Here is a 14,335-nt window from a genome sequence, read left to right as displayed (position 1 = left end):
GGGCCGCCGCGACCGGCAGGTGCGCCAGCCCCAGCGCCAGCGGCAGCCGCACCACCGCGTCGAACTTGTGCAGGTTGCGCAGGGGCGCCAGCGGCCCGTCCAGCAGGTCGCGGATCTGCGCGGCGAACGGGCCGGGCAGGTCGCCGCCGTGGCCGGCGGTGATGATCGCCAGTCCGCACAGCAGCGTGACCAGCAGGAAGGCGCGTTCGGGCAGCAGGCGGCCGAGCAGCCCGGCCAGGCCCAGCGCCGCGACGACGCCCGTGCAGATCACCGGAACCGCGTGCAGCGACAGCGCGTTGCCGAGGGGCCACCAGACCGTGCCGTCCACGACCAGGTAGCCGATCCAGCGCTCCGCGCCGCGCAGCACGTTGACCAGCCCGGTCGGCCCGGTGGTGGTGGCGGCCTTCTCCGTGTAGGTGAGCCAGGAGAACCCGTAGGTGCCGGTGAGCAGCAGCGGCACCAGCCACCACGCGGTCGCCGCCGCCACCGCCGCCGACCACCAGCCCAGGACGCGCCAGCGGGGCGCCCGGCGCGGCCGGGTCAGCAGGTAGAGGACGGGGACGACCAGCACGGCGACGGTCGCGGTCGCGTTGATGCCGCCGCAGCAGGCGACGGCGAACCCCGACCGGGCCGCCGCCCGGATCCGGCCGCCGCCCTCCACCGCGCGGACCAGCGGCAGGACGATCCACGGCAGCATCGCCACCGGCATGTACTCCGACGACAGCTGCCCCAGCGCCGCCAGCGCGCCGGGCGCCAGCGCGTACGCCATCCCGGCCGTCAGGCGGCTCGCCGGGGTGCCGACGCCGAGCCGCGCGGCCAGCTTGCGGACCCCGAGGAACGCCAGGCACATCAGCAGCGACAGCCACCACCGCTGGGTGATCCAGGCGGGCATGCCGGCCAGGTCGCCGAGCGCGTAGAACGGCCCCATCGGGAACAGGTAGCCGACGGCCTGGTTCTGCAGCTGGCCGAACTGCTCGGGGTCCCACAGGTGCAGCGACCGGCCGAGGAAGCCGAGCGGATCGACCGGCATGTCGATCTTGGTGTCGGCCAGGATCATGCCGGGGCGGGTGCAGAACGCCAGCGCGGTCAGGGCCAGGCAGCACACCGCGGCCCGCAGCCGGTCCCGCAGCCGCGCCGCCGCGTCGCGCTCGTCCGGCTCGGCGGCCGACGGCAGGACGGCGGGAGACGCGTCCGCCTCTCCCGTGGCCATCTCGCCCCTTTCGTCCTCGCCGGTCCCCCACATCTTCGCCTGCGGCGGCACCGTCAGGGACTGCCGTCCTCAGGTTCGGGGAGCGGGTGGCCGAGAAGACGCTCCAGCGGCGTCGCCGTTCGCAGCACCTGTACCGCGGTGTCGCCGCCCAGGAGCAGGTCGCGGACCGGCCCCTCCACGACCTGGAGCGAACCGTCCCCCAGGTCGACGACCAGCGCTCGCTTGTCTTTCGTGGCAGCCGTCCCCCTATGAACGGCTGCGGTGAGGAGGCGGGCCATGCGGTCGGTGGTGCGTTCCCAATCGAATGCGCTCGCCCATTGGCGGCACGCGTCCGCGACCTGCTCCCGCCGCAATGGGTCGTCCAGCTCCTTGAGGGCACGTTCCACGGTGTCTGTTAGAGGCTCGTCGGGGGCGGCGAGCCAACCGGTCACGCCGTCGCGCACCGCGTCACGCAGACCATCCACGTCGTAGGCGACCGTGGGCACCCCGTGCGCCGCCGCCTCGATGACGCTGAGCCCCCACCCTTCGCCTTGGGACGCGCTCAGGTGCAGGTCGGCGCGCGCCACCAGGGCCGTCTTCACGTCTTCTGAGACGTAGCCGTGCAGCGTCACTGTGTCGCCCAGGCCGCGGCTGGCGACCTCAGCGGCGAGGGCGGCGCGCTCCGGCCCGTCCCCGACGATGTTCACGCGCATGCCCGGATACCTCGCGACCAGCCCTTCGGCCAGATCCAGCAGGCGACGCGTGCGTTTGTGCGGGACGAGACGCGTCACGCACACCAGTTCCGGGTCGCCGCGTTCGGGCAGCCCGTCCACCTGTGTGGGCGCGGGCGTGACCGCGCCGTTGGGGACGACATACGTCGGGCCGTCCCAGCCCAGCCGGTCCCGCACCGCACGCAAGGTGGACGGCGACACCACCACGAACGCGTGCCTGCGGTACACCCACCGGCTGACGGGCCCCTCGAGAAAACGGCCGAGCCGCGCCAACCATGCCGGGAAGTACAAGCCGAACTGCGCGTCGTGCACGTGGTGCACCACGCAGAACACCGGCACCCGGCGCGGCAGCGCCAACGGAGTGAAGAACGGGATGCCGTTCTGGCAGTCGATCACCACGTCGAAGGGCCGCAGCCGCGCCGCCATCCAGGCGAGCACCAGCGGATAGACGGTGAAGCGCCCGCCCATCCGCGCGAAGCGCACTCCGTCGACCCGCTTCCGACCGCGCTCCCCGCGGCGTCCGTCCCCGCCGCGCCGCGGTGCCCGGCACGTGACGTAGCGGACGCGCGCGCCGCGCGCCGCGAGCCTGCGTGCCAGCTCCCAGGCGTACCGCTCGGCGCCGCCCGCCGCCGGATGCCAGGGATCACGCCAGTTGACGACCGCCACCCGCAGCCCGTCGACCGTCCCACCGGCAAGGTGCACGCTCACCTGTCCCCCGCCCTGTTCTCCTGCCGGCTTCACCTCTGCCCGGCGCCCGGGGCGGTGGGCACCGGCGCGCCGTCCGCCCGCGCCACGGGAACCGGCACCGGCAGCCGGACGCGGTCGCGCCGGGACAGCGCCGCCAGCTCCGCCCGGATCCGGATGAGATCGCGCAGGCATTCCAGCGAGTGGCGGCGCACCGAGAACGTGCTGCCCGGACGGTCGTGCCACACCACGGGAATGTCGGTGACGGTCGCGCCGCGCCGCACGCAGTGCGCGAGCAGCTCCACGTCGAACGCGAAGCCGGTCGTGCGCAGGTCGGCCGCCGCCGCGCGCGCCAGCGGACCGGCGAAGAACTTGAACCCGCACTGGGTGTCGGCCACGCCGTCCGCCAGATCGCGGACGAGCCGGTTGAACGTGACGGCGCCCAGGCGGCGCAGCGGCCGGGCGTACCCGTCCACGACCGACTCCGGGTGCCGCCGCGAGCCCACCACGACCGGGCGTCCCGCGTTCAGCAGCGCCAGGACGCGCCGCAGCGCCGACAGCTCGGTGGCCATGTCGGCGTCGCAGAAGCCCACGTACGGCGCGCGCGTGGCGAGGATCCCGGTGCGGACGGCCGCGCCCTTGCCGCGCCGCTCGCACGACAGCAGCCGCACCGGGACGGGCCCGTCCCAGCCGCGCACGATCTCCGGTGTGGCGTCGGTGCTGGCGTTGTCGACGACGAGCACGCGCGCGGCGCAGGGCAGGGCGGCCAGCTCGGCGCACAGCCGCGCCAGTCCCGCCGGGAGCCGCTCGGCCTCGTTGTAGGCCGGAACGACGATCTCCAGGGCGGCGGGACCCGGGGTGGGGACGGCCATGGGCCCCTCCAGAGGGCGAGTGCGGACGTCGCGCCGCGGTCAGCGGGAGCCGTAGTTGTAGAGCGGCTTGATGACCGGGTCCTGCTGCGACGCGTTGGCCAGCTGCACCGCGCCGAAGGATGCAGCGGCTGCGAGCAGAACGCCGACCAGAGCGGAGATCGCGATGCGCATCAGTCGACCCTTCGCCGGAGGTTACGGGCGAGTAGCGGGGTGCCCAGAGTAATGCGTGAGCCCAGACATGACCAGACAATCGCCACACTCGTGATGAGCCAGGCGACGACGACGGCCGCCGGCGGCACCCGTTCGTCGCGCACCTGCGCCGCCCCCTGGATGCGGTAGAGGACGAGGTCGCGGCCTTCGAGCACGGTCTCGGCCCCGGCCAACCGCCTGGCCGCGTCGGCGCCCGCGTTCGCCGGGTCGTCGACGGCGACGTAGCGGACGCCTTCGCGGCGCAGCGCCTGCGTCAGCGTCGCCCCCGATCTGACCAGCGCGTCGAGGCGGACGGCGCGCGGGTCCTCGGGCGCGACGGTGGTGCCGTCCACGGTCACCGCGTCGTTCATGATGACCCTGCGGTGCAGGTAGCGGGGCAGCGGGTCGAGGACGCGGCGCCCGTGGTTCCACTCCGGGCTGCGGTAGGCGGCCCAGGGCAGCAGCAGAACCGCCCCGGCGGCGTCGTCGGCGTGCACGATGTCGCGGGCGCGTTTCCAGTCGGCCGGATAGTGGACGGCGCGCAACTGCCCGGCGGCCCCCCATGCCAGCGACGGCAGAAGCACCAAGGGGGCGAGCACCGCACCCGCGGTGACCATCCCCAGGCGCGCCTGCGCGGCACGGTCGGCGGCCACGCCCAGCCCCACGGCGACGACAACGGCCAAGGGGGCGACGAACTGCTGCCCGTCCCGGAACACGGCGAACCCGGACCACAGTCCGATCAGCCCGCGCAGCACGGGCGCCGCGACGGCCCCTAGAGCCGCCACCGCGAACCCTACGGCCGCCGCCCCCGCCAGACCGCGTTTCCATGGACCGTCCGCGCACCACCGCCCGTAGGCGAACAACGCCGCGAGGACGACGGCCAGCCACAGTCCCGCCGTGATGGCGTTCCCATAGGCGGTCGGCACGGTTTCGCCGTTCCACACCCCGCCCAGGAGCAGCAGGCTGCCCAGCGTCCCGAACGGCGTGTCCGCGCGCGCGGCGAACGCCTCGACCGCACCGCCGTCCCCGGGCACGCCCCCGGAACGGAGCAGCCCCGGAACGAGCCACGGAAGGCTCAGCACGGCCAGCGCCGCGGCGACCCGTCGCACCGCCGCCGCGCGCCCCCGCACCGCCGCCACGGTCAACGCGGTGACGCCGGACACGGTCAGCGCGGCGAATCCGCCGACCGCCGCGGGCAGCAGCGCGCGGACGAGACGGCGCCCGCCGCCCCGGGCGTCGGCGTCCGCGGCGGCCGCCACCACCCACGGCAGCGCCGCGTAGCCCAGCAGCAGCGCCCACTGCCCCAACAGCAGCCGCTCGGCCACGAACGGGTTCCAGGCGTAGCACACCCCGGCCGCCAGCCGCGGCAGCGTCCGCCGCGAGGGGACGAGCGAGGCCGCCGACGTGCACGCCATCACGAAGACGGCGAGCAGGATGAGCTTCTGCGCCGCGTCGTCCGGCAGCACCGCGGCGAGCGCCGCCGCGAACGCGTCGCTGGGGACGTGCCGGGGCACCGTCCCGACCGCGCCGAACGTCACGGCCGTGAACGCCGGGTCCGGCACGAACACCATGTCGTACGACAGGACGAACCCGGGCGCGAGCCCCGGCCCCAGCGCCAGCAGCCCCAGCGCCAGTCCGGTCGCCGCGGGAACCGGCCACCCCGCGCGCCAGGCCGTCGCCATCGCTCAGTCGCGGGGAAGGCCGAGGATGCGTTCGCCGATGACGTTCAGGTTCACCTCGGTCGTCCCGCCGCCGATGGTCATCGCGCGGGACGCCAGCAGGTGGCGGGTCCAGCGGCGCCGCAGGTCGGACTTCCAGCCGCCGGTCAGGGCGCCCTCGTCGCCCAGCAGCGTGAACCCGTACTCGGTGACGCGCTGGCCGTGCTCCATCGCCACCAGCTTCCGGACGTTGGCCGTCGCGCCCGGGTCGGTCCCCGAGATCTGCTTGAGGGTGGCGCGCAGGCCGAGCAGCGCGAACGCGTGCTCGTCGCAGGCGAGGTCCCCGAGCGCGTCCCGCACCACGGGGTCGTCGGCCACGCCCAGCTCGCGCGCCAACTGCACCAGCCCGGGCAGGTCGCCGCCGAGCTGGAAGGTGGTGGTCAGCCCGACCCGTTCGTTGGCCAGGGTGGTGCGGGCGACCCGCCAGCCCTCCCCCGGCTCGCCCACGACCAGCTCGTCGGGCACGAACACCCCGTCCAGGAACACCTCGTTGAAGACGGCGTCACCGGTGCATTCGCGCAGCGGGCGGATGTCGATGCCGTCGGAGGCCATGTCCACCAGGAAGTAGGTGAGGCCCTGGTGCTTGGGACGGTCGGGGTGGCTGCGCGCCAGGCAGATGCCCCACTGCGCGTCCCGGGCGAGCGACGTCCACACCTTCTGCCCGGTGATCCGCCAGCCGCCCTCCGCCTTCTCGGCGCGCGTGGACAGTCCGGCCAGGTCCGACCCGGCGCCCGGCTCGCTGAACAGCTGGCACCAGACGATCTCCCCGCGCAGCGTCGGCGGCAGGAACCGCTCCTGCTGCTCGGGCGTGCCGTACTGGACCAGGGACGGCACCACCCACGCCGCGATTATCAGCGGGACCGGCCGGACGCCCGCCGCCTTCAGCTCCTGCCGGATGACGAGCTGCTCCACCGGACCGGCGTCGCGGCCCCACGGCCGGGGCAGGTGCGGGACGACCCAGCCGCCCTCGGCCATCGCCGCGCGCTGGGCCTTCTCGTCCATCGCCGCCATCTCGGCGATCCGCGGCCGGACCTGCGCGCGCACCCGTTCGGCCTCCTCCTCGGGCAGGTCCACGTCGACCGGGCGGCGCACGCCCGCGACCGCCAGCTCCGCGACCCGCGCCCGCGCCGCGCTCGCCCGCCCGAGCAGCGCGCGCAGCGTCAGCGCCCGCCGGTAGATGAGGTGCGCGTCGTGCTCGAAGGTGTAGCCGATGCCGCCGTGCACCTGGATGTTGCCTTCGGCGCACGTCACGGCGGCGTCGGCGGCCAGCGCGTCGGCGACGCCCACCGCGTAGCCGCGCTGCTCGGGCGCGTCGGCGCCGGCCAGCGCGCGGGCGGCGTCCCACACGGCGGCCCGGGCGCGTTCGACGGCGATGAGCATCCGGGCGCAGCGGTGCTTGACGGCCTGGAACCGCCCGATGGGGCGGCCGAACTGCTCGCGGGTCTTGGCGTAGGCGACGGCGTCGTCGAGCGCGCGGCCCGCGACGCCGCACGCCTCGGCGCCCAGCAGCACGACGGCGATGGCGTGCACGTCCACGCCGGGGGCGAGCAGGCGGTCGTCCGGGACGTCGGCGAGCCCGGCGGCGGCCGCGACCTCCGCGACCGGACGCGTCAGGTCCAGGCACTCCGTTTCCCGCACCTCGACCTGGTCGCGGTCGAGGACGGCCCACCGGTCGCCCGCCGGCACGACGAGCACGTCGGCGGCCGCCGCGCCCAGCGCCGGCCGGCCGAGCCCGCCCAGCGCCACGCAGCCGGCGAGCGAGCCGTCCGCCAGTCCCGGCAGCAGCGCGTCCTTGAGCTTCTCGGAGCCGGCCGCGTCGATGACGGCGGACGCCAGCACGGTCGGCAGGTACGCGCCGGGCGCCAGCGCCCGGCCCAGCTCCTCCAGCGCCACGGCCTGTTCCAGCAGGCCGAAGCCCTGGCCGCCGTACCGTTCGGGAAGGTGCAGGCCCGGCAGGCCCTGCGCCGCCAGGGCCGCGCGCAGCCCGCTGTCGTCGGCGTTCCGCACCGCCTGGGACGAAAGGTGCCGTCCGACGACCCCGCGGACGCTCTCCGCGAGCCGTTCGTGCTCCTCGGTCAGTCCGATCGCCATGCCCGACCCCTCTCCTCGGCGTCGGCCACAGCCTAAAAGAACGCCATTCGGTTGCCGAGGGGTCGCGGACGAACGGCGGCGCGGTCCGCGCGCACGGTCAGGCGGTGCCGGTGCGCGGCACCGGCTTCAGCCCGGACAGGAACTGATTCACGTCCGGCCACAGCTTGCGGTGCGTGTTGGGGATCGACACGAACACCACCGCCGGGGCGGGCCTGCCCGTGTCGATCACGGCGGTCGCGACGACCTCGCCCGTCGCCCGCACGCCCGCCCGCTTGTAGGTCAGGTAGGAGGCGATCAGCCAGCCCTTGCGTCCGCCCACCGGCAGCGCCTGCGACGCCAGCGGCGCGGTCTTGTGCGGGAACTGGTAGTAGACGGCCTCGTGGTTCTTGGCGGCCAGGCCCGCGACGGTCTTGACGCTGTCCGGCCCGTCGTAGGCGCCGCGCAGCGCCGGGGCGAGCGTGCCGGTGAGCAGCTGCCCGTACCAGATCCGCCCGCCGGTGCGCTCGGTGACGAGGATCTGCTGGCCCGACCAGCCGGGCACCGCCAGCCGGTTCTGCTTGGTCGGCACCTGCCACGGCCGCGCCAGCCGCGGGTACGACAGGCCGGCGTGGGGGTCGGCGACCTGCGCCAGCACCTTGCTGGGACGGCCGGGGAAGCGGCGCAGCGGCCGATCCGGGGGCAGGGCGACCGCGGGCTCCTCCACGCCGCGCGTCGTCGCGCCCTTCTCCGCGCCGGACTCGGACTCGTCGCCGCCCCGCTGCTTGACGTAGTAGACGGCGCCCGCCGCGAGCAGCGCGAGGGCGAGCAGCCCGACCCCGCCGTACAGCACCAGCTTGGACCGGCCGCCCTCGTCGTCGGCCGCGTCGGCGGTGCCGTGCAGCTTGGCGTCGGCGCTCTGCTCGTCGGCCATCCAGTCCGGCATCCGCCAGTTGCCGCTGCTGGGCCGCCCCGGCTTGGCCGGGCCGCTCGCGCCCGACGTGGGCGCCTCGTACCGCGGGTCGGCCGCGCCGCCCGCGTCCGGCCCGGCGCCGTCGAACAGCTCGCCCTCCCACCGGTCGCCCTTCTCGGCGCCGTCGGTCGCCGCCGGCCGCTCCGCGGTGTCGCCCACCGCCGCCTGCTCGGCGGTGTCGGACACGGCCGCCTGCTCGGCGGTGTCGGTCACGGCGGGCTGCTCGGCGGTGTCGGTCCCGGTGGCGGCCGGGGCGGAAGGAACGGGCGCGACCTTGACGTCGTCGGCCTCCGGCGGCGTGGCGCCGGAGCGCTCTCCCTTCTCGCTACCGTCGCTCATCTCGGTCCAGCGCGCGTCGCGCTCCCCCTGATCGGACATGCGGCCCACGTTACGCGAAGATCAACACGGTGCACTCCGGCACCTCATCACACTCAGGACACAATCAGTCTCTCGCGCACCATGAGCGTGGCCCCGGCCACGGCCGGGGGCATCATCACCACCGCCGCCAGCGGCACGAGGAACACCACGAACGTCGCCACGCCGAATCCCAGGACCAGCGGCCGGTGCCGGCGCAGCACCGCGAACCGGTCCCGGCGCAGCAGGCCGCGGCGCTCCAACGCGATCGAGGTCAGCTCACCGGCCAGCAGGCAGCCCGACACGCAGGCCGCCGCCACGGGCACGACCGTCTGCCCGGCGACCGGGATGAACCCGCCCGCGAAGAAGACCACGCCGAACAGCAAGGCGATCAGGCCCAGCACGACCGCGTCGCCGATCGCCCGCCCGATCTGGGTGGGCAGCGGCACGTCCGGCTCCGGCGGGGCGCCGCCCTGCGACTCCTCCACCCGCACCGAGATCGCCTCGTAGAACGGGTCGCCCACGAGCAGGGTCACGGCGGTGAACGTCACCACCGCCAGGAACAGCGCCGACCCGTAGATCGCCACACCGGCGATCACCCGTGCGGCGTCCCGCAGCCCGGACGACCAGTCGTCGGCGAACGGCGTCGCCCAGCGGGCCATGTCGCCCAGGTTCCACGCCAGCGCGATCAGCCCCGCCGCGTAGACGGCCAGCACGATCAGCGCGGGGACGAGCCCGAGCAGCCACTGCGCCGGGTGCCGCGCCGCCCACGCCAGCCCCCGGAACAGGTAGCCGACCCCGTTGAACAGGTCCTTGAACCACGACGGGCGGGGCGCGTCCGCGCCGCCCGTCGTGTCCATCTGGCCCATCGGCCCCTGCGGGCCTGCCGGGCCGTGCGGGCCCGCCGACACCGGTCGCCCCGTCCGGCCGGGGGTCGCGCCCGGCCCGTGCTGCTCGTACGGCTGAACCACGCCCCCAAACTAGCGGCCTCGGGATCACTCCGCGATCGGGGCGTCGCGCTGCGCCGTCGACCCGCGCTCGCGGAGGCGCCCCCGGGGGACTTATGCGATCATGGTCTGAATCACATCTCCCCGCGCCGTTGAGGGTGATGCGCATGTCCGGCGCCCTGGACCGACGTCTTGAGTCGCCCTCGGTGGCGTGGGCGGTGGTTCTCACCGCACTCGCGTTCGCCGTGTTCGGGCTGGGTCAGGCGGTCCGCGAGCACCGCGCGGCCGACCGCGCCGCGGCCGGTGACGGACGCGCGGGCGTGTTCGTCGCCGACTCGCAGAGCTGCGGTCGCGACGGATGCCACTGGTACGGGACGTTCACTCCCGACGGCGCCCCGCAGGACGGCGCCTCCGGCGTCCGGCTGCGCGGCGTGGACGCGGACGCCGTCGCCCGCGGAGACCGGATCCCCGCCCTCGACGTGGGGGCACCCGACTCCGTGTACGCGGCGGACGGCTCCCCGGAGCGGGGCGAGGCCATCTCGGCACTGGTGTTCGGGCTGCTGTTCGGCGCCATCAATCTCGTCGCCGCGGCGGTCCTGGCCGTGCGGACGCCGTGGGCCGAGCTGCCCGGGCGCCTGCGGGCCGTCGACCCGGCCGCCGCCATGCGCACCTGGGCGCGTGAGCTGTTCACCGCGGACCGCTGGAGCTGGAGCGCCCGGGGACCGTCCGCGGTGCCGGTGAAGATCGTCCGAGCGCCCGCGCGGACCTTCGGCTGGGCGCTCGCCTACCCGTTCGTGCTGCTGGCGGCGATCGGCTCCGCCGGGACGGGCACCGAGCTGCTGCTGCACGACGACCCCGCCGGTTTCGACGAACTGCTCTTCAACCTGTTCCTCGCCGCCGCGCTGGCGGTGCCCGTCACGTCGGCGGTGCAGATCGGCCGGATGCTGCTGCTGCGGCCGAGGCTGCGGGTGCGCGACGACGAGATCGTCATCCGTGACAGCGTGCTGCTGTGGAAGACGGCGCGGATCCGGCGCGCGGACATCGCCGCCGTCCGGGCGACCGGCGGGAACCCCGGCGGCCGCCTGGGCGCGGACGGGCACGCCGAACTGACGCCGTTCCGGGAACCGCTCAACCTCGACCTTTTGCTCCGCACCGGCGTGCGCCTGCCGGGACGGCGCCGCAGATGGGGCAACTGGACCTGGCTGATCAGCTGGGGCACGGACCGGCGCCTGGCCGACCGCCCCCGGCTGCCCCGGCGCGGCGAGCGGTACCGCCGGATCTCGTTGCGCGTCAGCGACCCGGAGCGGGTGGCGGACGACCTGCGCCGCTGGCTGGGCGTCCCGGAGACGCCGCCCCGCCAGCCGGGCTTCGAGCCCGCCGACCACTTCCTGGACGGCAGGCGCGCCGTCCTCACCGGCACCGGCGACCGGTCCCTCACGATCAAGGAGACGTCGGCACCGCAGCCCGTGCTCGCCGAGATCGCCAACGACGGCGCCGCCCGTGTGCGCGTCCTCGCGGGCCGCTCCGGCCTGCGCGCGGGGGCGCCGCTGGCGTCGGTCCCCGGCGGCGGGTCCGCCCGGTTCGTCGTCGACGGCGGGGCGCGGCTGCGGGTCAAGGCGGCGGGCGCCTGGACGGTGGCGTTCGGCGGCCCGGAAACGGCCCGCGCGTTCGACCGGACGATCTCCGGCCGCGGACGCGACGTGGTCAGGTACGAGGGGCCGCCCGGCATCGGCATCCTCACCGAAGGCGAGGCCGACGAGGTGCTCCTGCGCGGCCCCGACCTGGCCCTCCGGCACAGCGTGGGGCAGGTCGTCCCCGTCGAGCGGCGGGGACCGCAGCCGGCCGCGCTCGCCTCCGTCTGCTCGTTCGCCGTCCCGGCCGGAGCCGTTCTGGAAGTGCGCGCGGACGGCGCCTGGACCATCGACATCCTGCCGCTGTGGCAGATACCGGGCACCCCGGACCTGCTGGACGGGCCGGGCACGGACCATGTGCACCCGTTCGGCCTCTTTTCCGTGCAGGGCGCCCACCCGGCGGTGCTGTTCTACACCGGCCCGGCGGCGCGTCTGGAGACGTCCTTCCTGGGGAAGGGCGGCATCGCCGTGCACCGCCTCACCGAAGGGCTCGCGCCGGCCGCCGACGGCGACGCGCCGATCGACCTGCCGCCGTGGACGCTGCTCCAGGTCAGCACCAGCGGCTCCGGCCGCTGGCGGCTGCGCGCGGCCGTCACGGCGGGCACCGCCCGCCCCGCCGCCTCACAAGCCCGGGAGGACGCGCCCGCGCGGTGATCCGCGCCCGCCGAGCCGGAGCGCGTCACCGGGTCACCACTGCTCGGCGCGCTCCTCGGCCGGCAGCGGGGCTTGGCGATGCGGGCCCGGTAGGGGGCCAGAAGGGCGTTGATCCGCATGGCTCCGTCCCGGTCGTCGAGGTCGCGGCCCGTGGCGTAGCCGTCGCCCAGGACGCCGCCGGGCACCGGTCGCCGAAGAGGACCAGGGCGTCGCGGCCCCCTTTGCGCTCGGAGGGCCAGATCAGGCCCTGCGCCGCGGGCGCCTGGTTCAGGGCGTTGATCGCGGTGTACGGGGCGGCGACAAACGGATCCGCGAACCTCGACCGACGGGCGTCCCGCACGGCCGCGCCGCCCGGGACCGCCCCACCCGCCGGGCCGCCCGGTCCCGGCATGCGCTGCTCGTATGGCCGAACCACGCCCCCAACTGAGCGTCCGACGGCATCGCCCCGCTATCACCGAGGTGCACCGGTTGCCGCGTCTATGTTGACCTGCACAAACATGACCGAGATGACAACTGCCCTCCGCACCGTGCGGACATAGCCTGAAAAAGCGACGGCATTCGGGGGGCCATCATGACGGGCATCGAGGTCAAGAGTTTCGACAAGCCGGACGAAACTCGCATGTTCGAGAGCAAGGGCTACGTCGACATAGTGACGCTGGCGGGCCGTCCCGTCGGCCGCGCGGTGTTCGAACCCGGCTGGCGGTGGTCGGCCGATGTCAGGCCGATCGCCGGCACCGAGCGGTGCGAGGTGTCGCACCTGGCCTACTGCGTGTCCGGGCGGATACGGATCCACATGGCCGACGGCTCCGAGCAGGACGTGACCCCGGGCGAGGCCGTGGCCATAGCGCCGGGCCACGACGCCGAGGTGATCGGCGACGAGGCCTGCGTGATGCTGGACTTCGGCGAGATCTCCCAGTACGCGCGGCGCGGCTGACGGTCGGTCACCGGCCGGTCACCACTGTTCGGCCCGCTCCTCGGCGAGGCGGACCAGTCCGGCGCCGGTGAGCTCGTAGCGGTTCATCACGGCCAGCGGCGGCGAGTACACGTGCACGCTCACGGCGGGCGCCGTCGAGGTGTTGCGCACGTCGTGGATGTAGTCGGGGCCGAACGCGCGCGTCTGCCCCGTGCCGACCCGCCGCGTGCCGCCCAGGTCGTCCTCCTCCAGCTCCCCCAGGGCGACGGCGAACGCGCCGCGCGAGCCTCCGTGGTCGTGCAGGCCGGTGGACTGGCCGGGCAGCCAGCTGATCAGCCACACCTCGTGGTCGTCGTCCCGGTGGAGGCGCTCGTACCACCGCCCGTCGGGGTTCAGCCGCACCCGGCGCAGCCAGTCGTCCGGGGCGGCGGCCAGGGCGCCGGCCATCTCGGCCAGCCTGTTCTCGGCGGGCGCGGTCGTGCTCACGGTCATCTGCGTGCCGTCCTTTCCCTCGTCGCTTCGGCTCGGCTCAACGTCGCTTCGGCTGGCTCAACGCTGGGCTCGGCGACACAGGTCGCTCGCCTGCCGCCCGAAGTCGACGTGCAGGCGCGACCAAAGGGAAGGCCCGGGACGCATGGCGACCAGCATACCGTCTTCCCGACTAAGTCGGTATGGATAGTCCACTACTGTGCGCCCGTCCTCCTCCGCGCGTCCGGAATCACCAGGAATCCCTGGTGAAGGCGGCTATCGCGACGCGGTGTTCCGGGGCTTGGCGATGCGGGCCCGGTAGGGGGCGAGGAGCGCGTTGATCCAGACGGCTCCCTCCAGGTCGTCGAGGTCGCGGCCCGTGGCGTAGTCGTCGGTCAGGACGCCGTCCGGGCACCGGTCGCCGAAGAGCACCAGGGCTTCGCGGCCGCCCTCGCGTCGGGAGGGCCAGATCAGGCCCTGCGCCGCGGGCGCCTGCTCCCTGATCCAGCTCGCCCAGCGCCGGGTGGCGTGGTAGTCGGCCGGATCGGCCTGGACGAGCCAGGTGTCCTGGGCCACCGCGGCCAGCGCCTCCCCCGAGCACAGGTCGACCAGCGTCAGGTCCTCGGTGGTCTCGACGACGCTCGCGCGGCGGTCCTGGACGGAGGCGCGCCTGATCGTCCGGTACCCGCGGTCGTTGAAGGGCACGCCGCGCAGCAGGGTCTCCGCCAGCGCGGTCCCCGCCTCCAGGGCCGCGTAGTAGGTGGAGTAGGGGTCGCGCTCGGTGCCGTCGAAGCGTCCGCCGCCGAAGTTGGGGTCGGCCAGGCGGGGGTTGAAGTCGGTCGCCTTGTGGTTCCGATGGTGCACCCGCCACAGGCGCGTGCCGGCCGGGAGCGTGCGCAGGCGCGGGGTGGCGCGAAAGCGCGTCGGAGGCGGGACCTTGGGCAT

Annotated in this window: 12 protein-coding genes; 2 read left to right on the top strand and 10 right to left on the bottom strand. The window is 74.9% G+C overall.

What is annotated here, in order from left to right:
* From AR3_RS12725 to AR3_RS12695, 8 genes are all read right to left on the bottom strand, one after another.
* Nucleotides 1–1,210 (bottom strand): alpha-(1->3)-arabinofuranosyltransferase domain-containing protein (locus AR3_RS12725; RefSeq protein ID WP_169803823.1); only part of this gene is annotated, 1,210 nt, incomplete at its 3' end.
* A gap of 53 nt (nt 1,211–1,263) precedes the next feature.
* A complete protein-coding gene (locus AR3_RS12720) occupies nt 1,264–2,628 on the bottom strand; it encodes a glycosyltransferase family 4 protein (protein WP_169803822.1) in 1,365 nt (454 codons plus the stop codon).
* Nucleotides 2,629–2,657: 29 nt separating this feature from the next.
* On the bottom strand, nt 2,658–3,476 hold the full coding sequence (locus AR3_RS12715) for a glycosyltransferase (protein WP_067913495.1): 819 nt from the start codon (nt 3,474–3,476) through the stop codon (nt 2,658–2,660).
* 39 nt (nt 3,477–3,515) lie between these two features.
* A complete protein-coding gene (locus tag AR3_RS32600; protein WP_281179256.1) occupies nt 3,516–3,647 on the bottom strand; it encodes a hypothetical protein in 132 nt (43 codons plus the stop codon).
* A complete protein-coding gene (locus AR3_RS12710) occupies nt 3,647–5,347 on the bottom strand; it encodes an MmpA family trehalose lipid delivery protein (protein WP_067913493.1) in 1,701 nt (566 codons plus the stop codon). Before AR3_RS12710 ends, AR3_RS32600 begins: the two co-directional genes overlap by 1 nt.
* 3 nt (nt 5,348–5,350) lie before the next feature.
* The gene (locus tag AR3_RS12705; RefSeq protein WP_067913491.1) at nt 5,351–7,474 is read right to left on the bottom strand and encodes an acyl-CoA dehydrogenase family protein; all 2,124 of its coding nucleotides are present in this window, start codon (nt 7,472–7,474) and stop codon (nt 5,351–5,353) included.
* 97 nt (nt 7,475–7,571) lie between these two features.
* Nucleotides 7,572–8,801, bottom strand: a complete 1,230-nt coding sequence (locus AR3_RS12700; RefSeq protein ID WP_106258106.1) for a hypothetical protein — start codon at nt 8,799–8,801, stop codon at nt 7,572–7,574.
* Nucleotides 8,802–8,854: 53 nt separating this feature from the next.
* A complete protein-coding gene (locus AR3_RS12695; protein ID WP_227022934.1) occupies nt 8,855–9,748 on the bottom strand; it encodes an EI24 domain-containing protein in 894 nt (297 codons plus the stop codon).
* Between the two features lie 143 nt (nt 9,749–9,891).
* Between AR3_RS12695 and AR3_RS12690 the strand changes: the two genes are divergently transcribed.
* Nucleotides 9,892–12,009 carry a hypothetical protein gene (locus AR3_RS12690; RefSeq protein ID WP_146150158.1) on the top strand — a complete coding sequence of 706 codons (2,118 nt, stop codon included), beginning with the start codon at nt 9,892–9,894 and terminating at the stop codon, nt 12,007–12,009.
* A gap of 571 nt (nt 12,010–12,580) precedes the next feature.
* Nucleotides 12,581–12,943 carry a cupin domain-containing protein gene (locus AR3_RS12685; RefSeq protein WP_067913481.1) on the top strand — a complete coding sequence of 121 codons (363 nt, stop codon included), beginning with the start codon at nt 12,581–12,583 and terminating at the stop codon, nt 12,941–12,943.
* Nucleotides 12,944–12,961: 18 nt separating this feature from the next.
* On the opposite strand, the gene AR3_RS12680 is transcribed toward AR3_RS12685, so the two are convergent.
* Nucleotides 12,962–13,414, bottom strand: coding sequence for a cysteine dioxygenase (locus AR3_RS12680; protein ID WP_067913479.1), 453 nt, complete (start codon nt 13,412–13,414; stop codon nt 12,962–12,964).
* Nucleotides 13,415–13,666: 252 nt separating this feature from the next.
* Nucleotides 13,667–14,335, bottom strand: coding sequence for an RES family NAD+ phosphorylase (locus AR3_RS12675; RefSeq protein ID WP_067913476.1), 669 nt, complete (start codon nt 14,333–14,335; stop codon nt 13,667–13,669).

This window comes from Actinomadura rubrobrunea NBRC 15275, assembly GCF_001552235.1.
Taxonomy (GTDB): Bacteria; Actinomycetota; Actinomycetes; order Streptosporangiales; family Streptosporangiaceae; genus Spirillospora; species Spirillospora viridilutea.
This window is presented reverse-complemented; position numbering and strand designations above follow the sequence as displayed.

Bases quoted from the DNA above. Each gene is read 5' to 3' on its own strand.
- AR3_RS12715 (WP_067913495.1), bottom strand. From the start codon at position 3,476: ATGGCCGTCCCCACCCCGGGTCCCGCCGCCCTGGAGATCGTCGTTCCG.
- AR3_RS32600 (WP_281179256.1), bottom strand. From the start codon at position 3,647: ATGCGCATCGCGATCTCCGCTCTGGTCGGCGTTCTGCTCGCAGCCGCT.
- AR3_RS12710 (WP_067913493.1), bottom strand. From the start codon at position 5,347: ATGGCGACGGCCTGGCGCGCGGGGTGGCCGGTTCCCGCGGCGACCGGA.
- AR3_RS12705 (WP_067913491.1), bottom strand. From the start codon at position 7,474: ATGGCGATCGGACTGACCGAGGAGCACGAACGGCTCGCGGAGAGCGTC.
- AR3_RS12700 (WP_106258106.1), bottom strand. From the start codon at position 8,801: ATGTCCGATCAGGGGGAGCGCGACGCGCGCTGGACCGAGATGAGCGAC.
- AR3_RS12690 (WP_146150158.1), top strand. From the start codon at position 9,892: ATGTCCGGCGCCCTGGACCGACGTCTTGAGTCGCCCTCGGTGGCGTGG.
- AR3_RS12685 (WP_067913481.1), top strand. From the start codon at position 12,581: ATGACGGGCATCGAGGTCAAGAGTTTCGACAAGCCGGACGAAACTCGC.
- AR3_RS12680 (WP_067913479.1), bottom strand. From the start codon at position 13,414: ATGACCGTGAGCACGACCGCGCCCGCCGAGAACAGGCTGGCCGAGATG.
- AR3_RS12675 (WP_067913476.1), bottom strand. From the start codon at position 14,335: ATGCCCAAGGTCCCGCCTCCGACGCGCTTTCGCGCCACCCCGCGCCTG.